This is a genomic window from Microcoleus sp. PH2017_08_TRC_O_A, assembly GCF_020738665.1.
Taxonomy (GTDB): Bacteria; Cyanobacteriota; Cyanobacteriia; order Cyanobacteriales; family Microcoleaceae; genus Microcoleus.
Map to the genome: position 1 here is coordinate 9,605 of NZ_JAEQCE010000139.1, position 6,457 is coordinate 16,061.

A 6,457-nucleotide genomic window follows, 5' to 3' on the forward strand; every position below is an offset into this window, starting at 1 on the left:
TAGTGTAGAAGCGATTTAAATCGCCGTCTTTGTTTGTCTTTATTCCAGCCCGCGGAGGCGGTCTTTGTTAGTGTAGAAGCGATTTAAATCGCCGTCTTTATTTGTTATGGTTGCTTCCAGCCCGCGGAAGCGGGCTTTGTTTGACTCTGAAGCGATTTATCTCGCCGTCTTTGTTTGTGTGCTGATTAAACTTGAGGTTGAACCAAATTTTCCTTTCCTTTAATCACCTTAGCAGATATAATCTTATCTCCCTGCCTCAGTTTATCCAAAACCTCTTTTCCTTCAATCATGTAACCAAAAACAGCATACCGACCGTCCAACAAATTCAGACCAGCGGGCGTGAGTTCGGGTTCAAACAAGAAAAAGAAAAACTGAGAAGAACCGCTGTCTGGTTCAGCTTCAGCCCGGGCCATCGCCACAGCACCAAAAGCAGAAAAAGGCAAAACAGGCTCGTCGCGATAACGTCCCGCATCTTCTAGAGTAATCCCATAGACAGGTTCCTTGTCCTCTCTAACGAGCACTTCCAGCGGCACATTCCGGTATTTGCCAGTACCTGGATCAATAAAGCCCACTTCCTTGCCTTCGGGATCTCCCGTTTGCAAAACGTAGGATTCTTCCGATCGAATAAATGGTAAACCATCATAGAAACCTCGATCGACCAAATCCACAAAATTACCAGCAGTCACAGGCGCACTGTAACCGTCAACCACAACATTAATTGTCCCCTTATCCGTTTCCACCGCCACAGTAGCGCGACCTTTCAGTTGAGGCAGATTAGCATACTTAGCAGGCACTTCAAACGGAAACTTTGTCACCATCAACTCTTCGATTTCGCCTACCGAACCGAGGATTTTCGCCTTCAAGTCAATAACTTTTTCCCTGTCTTTAGCCTCAACAGCCTTTTCCAGTTCAGCAATTCCCTCCTTGACTTGTGCAACTAGCGCCTCAGCTTCCGGCTGTTTCGCCTCAGGAATACTCACTAAAATGTCGGACTCCCGAATGCTGAGAATCCTCGAAGCCTTACTGACATCGCTGCTAATGGGCCCCCAACGTTTAGAACGGATGTGGTTGCCAATGTCTTCCAGACTGATTTGCAACTCACGCACAGTCTGATTGTCAATAGGTAGCGCGAAACGCAGCAGCGCCCGGCCGTCCGTAATCGGATTCCCCGCAGGCATACTGCTGCTGGGGCGTTTCGCATAGGAAACTGCACTGAAACTTAGGGAGAGTGCGAACAGCAGGACTGCTAAAGCACCGGTCTTCACCCAGCGCTTGCACGTATCGATCGAGAAATTAGGCCAATGCAACATATCTTTAACTTTTATTGCCTCTATTATCTTCCCACAGCGCGCGATCGCCTTCTCTCCATTACATCCGTTCCCTCTCCTTGTCCAACAGACAGAGGTTTTTCGCTTGGAGTACAGCACTTGCTCCCTTTGAAAGGTAAAATAAATTGCCAATTGCTTTTTGATGCCGTCAGCTAGACTGCGGCTTTAAGCTGACCCCGCTCAAAAACGGATACAATCCCCAGACTCCTGTCGTGGAGAGATCAAAATTTTAGACCAAGGTTCAATCTCCCAGATTCAAAGCTGCGAGTGAATCTAAAATCTAAAATCTAAAATCTAAAATCGACTGACTATAGTTCCCCCGTGCCCAATGGCGACGGGATTGCCCGCAAAAATTTATATGCTCTCCAGTAACGACTTTCGACCAGGTGTTTCAATTGAATGGAATAACGGCGTGTGGCGGGTTATCGAATTCCTCCACGTCAAGCCCGGAAAGGGTTCCGCTTTTGTGCGGACAAAATTAAAAAACGTCCAAACCGGCAGCGTAGTGGAACACACATTCCGAGCTGGCGAATCTTTGCCTCAAGCCAACCTCGAAAAGAGCGCGATGCAGCATACCTATAAAGAAGGCGACCAGTTTGTCTTTATGGATATGGAAACCTACGAGGAAAGCCGCCTCACAGCCAAGGAAATAGGCGAGCGTGTCAAGTACCTGAATGAAGGTATGGAAGTCAGTATCCTTCGCTGGAACGACCAAATCATGGAAGTGGAATTACCCAATTCTGTCGTCTTGGAAGTGACACAAACCGATCCCGGAGTCAAAGGAGATACTGCCACCGGTGGCAGTAAACCGGCCATCCTTTCCACCGGAGCTCAGATCATGGTTCCTCTATTTATTTCGATAGGAGAACGCATTCGGATTGATACTCGTGAAGACAAGTACCTCGGCCGAGAATAGAAACGACGGAGAAAAAGGGAGTTTTTAGTTTTTAGTTGTGAGTTGTGAGTTATTAGTTAAAGAGCTAAAAAATCATCGCTCATCGCTCAAAGATTAAAAACTACCCCTTTTGTCTCCAAAATCGGTGAAGTTTCCTAGCTTCGCCGGATTCCAATTTCTCAATTTTAAATTCTTAATTACCCTTGAATCTACTGTGCAATTAGACTTAAACCAGCTTTGCGAACTGCTGACTGTTTTAGACAAAACAGGCATTTCGGAACTGACATTAAAAAGTGGGGAGCTTGAACTGACTGTACGCAAAGGCATTCTGGCCAGCGAACCAGCCACGGTTACTGCCCTCTCTACCGCGGCAAGTGTCGCTCCGACGATCGCCCTGGGATCTGTTTCTAGCCCCACTGCCGCCCCACCGGATGCTGTTAGTCAAAATGCAGGAGCAACTCCGGCCACTCCTGCACCAGCCCCTGCTGTCGCAGCTCCTGCTGCCGTCTCTGCTCCTGTCGATACCAAATGGGTGTCAATTATCTCGCCCATGGTAGGAACGTTTTATCGCGCTGCTGCTCCCGATGAGCCACCTTTTGTCAATGTGGGCGATCGCATCAAAGTCAGCCAGACAGTCTGTATTATCGAAGCAATGAAGCTGATGAACGAGATTGATGCTGATGAAGTGTCCGGTCAAGTCATGGAAATTTTAGTACAAAATGGCGAACCTGTCGAATACGGTCAAATTTTAATGCGAATTAATCCGGATTGAAGCATTACTTTATTGTTATGGACAGAATAAATGCTAATATTTCGAGATCACTTCTCCCCGGTGAGTTTGATGAAGTCATCCCAGCCTGTCCCGCAAGAGGTTGTGCAACAAGTTGCTGAGTATTTCAGTATTCTGAGCGAGCCAATGCGTTTACGAATTTTGAACTTGCTTCGCGACGGAGAAAAATGCGTGCAAGAGTTGGTGGAAGCTACTCAAACGAGTCAAGCCAATGTTTCCAAGCACCTAAAACTTATGCTCCAAGCTGGTATCCTCACTCGCCGGAGTGAAGGAACATCAGCCTATTATAAGGTGCAAGACGAGTTAATTTTTGAGCTATGTACTATGGTGTGCGATCGGCTTGCCACTCGGATCGAACAGCAAGCCCTCCACTTTCGGGCATTTAGCCTGACTGCCAAGCACTGAAAATTAGTCATTAGTCATTAGTCATTAGTCATTAGTCATTAGTCATTAGTGCGAGCGTCCCCGCTCGCGAACGTTATCAGTCAGCAGTCATCAGTCGGTAGTGCGAGCGTCCCCGCTCGCGAACGTTATCAGTCATCAGTTATATCAAATTCGGTAACTACGGAATTCTACCCTGCTCGCCGTGCGGGACGTTTGGCTTCGCGATCCGAAGCGAGCGACACGCTCGAATTGCACTCCGAAAATTATTATTCCGATCCAAATGTCAACGATATCATCAGCAATCAATTATCAGCTATCAATCCCTATTTTCCGCATTCAGACTAATAACTAATAACTAATAACTCCTAACTCCTAATTAATAACTCCTAACTAATGACTAATAACTAATGAATCAAAAATTAGTTAAGGGGAAAATTTTTGTCAAAACTTTGGCGGGTACTCGGTTGAGCCACCTCCAAACCTTCGCCACCCAAAAGTTCCAAAGGCTTGCCGTCCACCGAGATCCAAACCTTAGTATTCGGTTTTAAACTCGTAGCTGTATAGATAACTTGCCCTAACCGGCTCGTCATTGAACTGCTGCCTCCCCCCGCAGTAAATTCACGCGACAAATCGACATAAACTTCATCATTCTTGACACTCAAACCCCGGAGTTTTGTCCCTTTAGGTATTTCGCTAGAAACAGTTGCATCCTTCGGCCCAGCCAACAAAGTGTTAAAAGCAGCTTGTAAAGTTGCATCAGGCTTATCAGCTTGTTTGACAGCTACTTTCGTAGGAACTGCCTCAAATTTGCCGATCGCATCTTTAACCCAGTACACTTGGACTGTTTGGGCATCAGCCTGCTGCAAAGGCTTCGGCTGTGACGACTTGGGCGCCAGAGCCTGAGACGCCAGAGGGGTAGGTCTCTGAGCTTGAGGCGTCTGAACCTGCGGCGTCTGAGCCTGTGGCACCTGCACAGCATTTGGAGGAGGTACGGGGATAATTACAGCAGGGGATTGGGCAGGACTTGGGGATAGCGCCGGAGCGATTGTCGGAGCTGAAGACTGCGTGTCTGCCGTGGGCGAACGGCTTGCCGTCCACCAAGCAATGCCACCTCCAGTCACTAAAGCCAACCCGCAAACACCGGCAATGAGTGCTGTTGTGGAGACGTGGCGTACTTCTTGTCCATCTTTCATAATACAAATCCTCGTTAGAGATAAAGCGCTTGACACGGTGAGGAGCTACTCCCGATCGGCTACATTTGTTTTTGCTGAGATTCTGGAACAGGGAACAGCTAAACCAAAACAATCCTGGCATCTTTAACAGCTTAGGAGCTATATTTCATTTTGACACCCTCCCGCTTAAAAACAAGGTATAAGTCTGAAGGCAGAATATAGAAGGCACTTATGCTGTGGCATATCCGAAGTTTACCTGACATTTTATCTAACTCGTAAATTACTATAAATTAACTAATATTTTGCCAAATATCACAATCGGTAACAGGTTGAAAATCTTTAATATTTTTAGTAGCAATAATGACTTCACGACCAGGAAATTGCTCTTTGAGCAGACACCATTGAGCAGCCAGAATGCAGTCTACATCAATGTTCTCCTTAATTTTATTAGATTGACTCATAGCTCTTGCCTCCGCCCATAGTTCGGCAGCCTTTTCTAGCAAAGCAAAAGTTACTTCTTGAAATTCAAGTAACTCTCTTAGTTTATCTAACTCTTGAATACTTTTGCTTTTTATCCGAATCAATTCACGTCTAAGTTCATAATCACAGATATCAGAAGCAATTATATAAACGCCTTTCGACAACAGTCTATAAAACCATTCTGTGCATTGATAAATCTCCGTAGTCAGCTTCTGATCTTCAGACAATTTCTCATCAATATTTGTTATCAGCAAAGCAATAATATTAGAATCTAGAATTAGAATCACTCTACAATTTCCATCCTTTTTCTTCTCCAATACTTTCTATTTGCTCAAGTCGTGACTTTGCCCAATCCATAGCAGATTGGTTTTTCTGAATTTGCATTTCACGAGTAAATATTGGATTATAAGGAGAGTCAATCAAATGTAATTTTTCATTTTGTGTTCGGTCTTCTTCGATTTGCCATAATACTGCTCTAGCAGTGTTTTTTAATCCAACTAAATATAAAAAAACTGACTCGTTCTGATTGGCTCGATCGGGTTTTAGATTAGAATCATTTAAAAAAGCCAATGCTATATTCTTAATGCACTCTATTAAGTGTTGTGGAAAGTAGACAAGATATTCTTCTAAAAGCTCTGATAGTTTCACCATACCCGTGTATAGCGATCGATATTGACGTACTTTATCTGTTTCTTCTTCAAACGCAATCAGCATAAAACCCTGAGCTATGATTAATTCCCTCAAGCCATCCATGTATTTTTCACGATCTTCAATTTCTTTGAAAGTATCACGGGCTAAAAAGTCACTATATTTTGCTTTAAATTCGTTTAAAAGTGGTCTGTATTCAGAGTAATAAATATCCGCTCTTAGACGTATATCTTTTGCTTCTCTAATCCGTTCTAGTACCTCATAAATTTTCAATCCATCAATAAATAGTTCTTCTTTAGGAATCCGCGCTTCATCAGATTTAAACAGCTTTTCTAAGGCGTGTTTGATTAAACTTAGTTCACCAAACATCACCTCCTCACTGTTCGATGGCAATGCTCTAATTAAATTTTCTGTAGTGACTGTCATAGGAAGCCGACTCCATAAATAAAGGCTTTTATGATTTATGAGAGCACATGAGCTACAACTAGCGCGCTCCTTCTATTATCATAAACGATCATCTCGCTAAAACTGTAATTTTTCCCAAACAAAAAGCGCCCCTATTTCTAGGGGCGCTTTCTGTTTATCTCAAGCTAAAACTTAGCCGTTGATGGAAGGAGCAACCAAAGCAACTGGAGTGGTTTCGCCAGCAGCCAAGTCGAGAGGGAAGTTGTGAGCATTGCGCTCGTGCATTACTTCCATACCCAAGTTAGCGCGGTTGATGACATCAGCCCAGGTGTTGATGACGCGACCTTGTGAGTCG

At 44.6% G+C, this 6,457-nt stretch carries 7 protein-coding genes and 1 pseudogene; 3 read left to right on the forward strand and 5 right to left on the reverse strand.

Translation table 11 applies throughout. The features are described 5' to 3' along the window. Positions 1–185 precede the first annotated feature (185 nt). The gene (locus JGK22_RS31325; RefSeq protein ID WP_293186770.1) at positions 186–1,310 is read right to left on the reverse strand and encodes a peptidylprolyl isomerase; all 1,125 of its coding nucleotides are present in this window, start codon (positions 1,308–1,310) and stop codon (positions 186–188) included. 376 nt (positions 1,311–1,686) lie between these two features. Here JGK22_RS31325 and efp point away from each other — a divergent pair, with 376 nt between their 5' ends. The 3 genes from efp (at position 1,687) to JGK22_RS31340 (ending at position 3,418) form a co-directional block, all read left to right on the forward strand. Next, the gene (efp, locus tag JGK22_RS31330; protein ID WP_293155631.1) at positions 1,687–2,244 is read left to right on the forward strand and encodes an elongation factor P; all 558 of its coding nucleotides are present in this window, start codon (positions 1,687–1,689) and stop codon (positions 2,242–2,244) included. A 193-nt stretch (positions 2,245–2,437) separates the two neighbouring features. Next, positions 2,438–2,995 (forward strand): acetyl-CoA carboxylase biotin carboxyl carrier protein, encoded by a 558-nt coding sequence (gene accB, locus JGK22_RS31335; RefSeq protein WP_293186769.1) that lies wholly within the window; start codon positions 2,438–2,440, stop codon positions 2,993–2,995. 30 nt (positions 2,996–3,025) lie between these two features. Further along, entirely contained in the window at positions 3,026–3,418 is a 393-nt protein-coding gene (locus tag JGK22_RS31340) for a metalloregulator ArsR/SmtB family transcription factor (RefSeq protein WP_293186768.1), read from the forward strand. Between the two features lie 398 nt (positions 3,419–3,816). Here JGK22_RS31340 and JGK22_RS31345 read toward each other — a convergent pair whose 3' ends face one another. The 4 genes and pseudogenes from JGK22_RS31345 to JGK22_RS31360 form a co-directional block, all read right to left on the reverse strand. Continuing rightward, on the reverse strand, positions 3,817–4,590 hold the full coding sequence (locus JGK22_RS31345) for a GerMN domain-containing protein (RefSeq protein ID WP_293186767.1): 774 nt from the start codon (positions 4,588–4,590) through the stop codon (positions 3,817–3,819). Between the two features lie 269 nt (positions 4,591–4,859). Next, positions 4,860–5,336: a hypothetical protein gene (locus JGK22_RS31350; RefSeq protein ID WP_293198503.1), complete on the reverse strand. Its 477-nt coding sequence runs from the start codon at positions 5,334–5,336 to the stop codon at positions 4,860–4,862. 1 nt (position 5,337) lies between these two features. Beyond that, positions 5,338–6,123, reverse strand: a complete 786-nt coding sequence (locus JGK22_RS31355; RefSeq protein ID WP_293186765.1) for a hypothetical protein — start codon at positions 6,121–6,123, stop codon at positions 5,338–5,340. 171 nt (positions 6,124–6,294) lie between these two features. Continuing rightward, positions 6,295–6,457, reverse strand: a pseudogene (locus tag JGK22_RS31360) (photosystem II q(b) protein); the annotation flags it as partial.

Bases quoted from the DNA above. Each gene is read 5' to 3' on its own strand.
- JGK22_RS31325 (WP_293186770.1), bottom strand. From the start codon at position 1,310: ATGTTGCATTGGCCTAATTTCTCGATCGATACGTGCAAGCGCTGGGTG.
- efp (WP_293155631.1), top strand. From the start codon at position 1,687: ATGCTCTCCAGTAACGACTTTCGACCAGGTGTTTCAATTGAATGGAAT.
- JGK22_RS31340 (WP_293186768.1), top strand. From the start codon at position 3,026: ATGCTAATATTTCGAGATCACTTCTCCCCGGTGAGTTTGATGAAGTCA.
- JGK22_RS31345 (WP_293186767.1), bottom strand. From the start codon at position 4,590: ATGAAAGATGGACAAGAAGTACGCCACGTCTCCACAACAGCACTCATT.
- JGK22_RS31355 (WP_293186765.1), bottom strand. From the start codon at position 6,123: ATGACAGTCACTACAGAAAATTTAATTAGAGCATTGCCATCGAACAGT.